The sequence below is a fragment of the Pantoea sp. Morm genome (assembly GCF_016643525.1).
Classification (GTDB): domain Bacteria; phylum Pseudomonadota; class Gammaproteobacteria; order Enterobacterales; family Enterobacteriaceae; genus Pantoea; species Pantoea dispersa.
In genome coordinates, this window is sequence record NZ_VOQX01000265.1 from 1 (window position 1) to 861 (window position 861).

General features: G+C 55.9%; 2 protein-coding genes. One reads left to right on the plus strand and one right to left on the minus strand.

Annotated elements, in window-relative coordinates:
- Positions 1-514 (plus strand): MgtC/SapB family protein (locus FT726_RS27435; RefSeq protein ID WP_346303863.1); only part of this gene is annotated, 514 nt, incomplete at its 5' end.
- 76 nt (positions 515-590) lie between these two features.
- On the opposite strand, the gene FT726_RS27440 is transcribed toward FT726_RS27435, so the two are convergent.
- Entirely contained in the window at positions 591-791 is a 201-nt protein-coding gene (locus FT726_RS27440; RefSeq protein ID WP_010618426.1) for a DUF2767 family protein, read from the minus strand.
- Between the last annotated feature and the right edge of the window lie 70 nt (positions 792-861).

Sequence of the window (861 nt, forward strand, 5' to 3'; positions counted from 1 at the left end):
GTCAAAATATGGCTTTGCCGATATGCTGACTAACGAACATGTGGCGCTGGATCCCAGCCGTATTGCGGCGCAGGTGGTCAGCGGCATGGGCTTCCTTGGCGCCGGCACCATCATCATACAAAAGCAGATTGTGAAAGGCCTGACGACCGCCGCCGGCCTGTGGGTGACCGCCGCGATTGGCCTGGTGATCGGTAGCGGGATGTACGAAATCGGTATTTACGGCACGGTGCTGGCGCTGGTGGTGCTGGAAACGTTCCGCCGTATCAGCCACTGGCTGATTGGCCGCCATCACACCCTCATCGTCCATCTCAAAGCCAAAAGCGTACCGCTGGTGTTGCTGGTACTGCAGCGCGAAAATTTGCGCTATGGCCACATCGCTGTAGTCAATCGCAACGAAGAGAGCGGCCTGTGCGAGCTGAGCGTTGAGGTGACATTGTCACGCAGATTTCCTATGCATAGCATTTATGACAAAGTGATGGAAATCAAAGGCGTGCAGTCGCTGGAAATGGTTTGACTGCGCTGGCGCTAGCAGGTTAATCGCTGCCGTGGAGGGAAGATAAAAGCCCGGCGCTGAAGGCCGGGCGGCTGGGTTAGCAAGGTTTGAGTTGTCCAATCGCCATTTCAACGGCGCGGTTAGGCGCGCCGGTTAATTCCCGATAACGCAGTTGCAGGTTACGCAACTCGCTGGCCAGCACCTCTTTTTCGGTAGCGGCACCGCGCTGCGCCAGTTCCAGATAGCATTGCCCCACCAGCCGGCACGCCTCCTCAAACACCATGTCGTACGTTTGCATTGTTCCTCTCCTCACCTTTAAAAACTAAAAAAAGCGCTGAATCCATCCTGTCAGCGCAGTGAGAAGAAAT

Bases quoted from the DNA above. Each gene is read 5' to 3' on its own strand.
- FT726_RS27440 (WP_010618426.1), bottom strand. From the start codon at position 791: ATGCAAACGTACGACATGGTGTTTGAGGAGGCGTGCCGGCTGGTGGGG.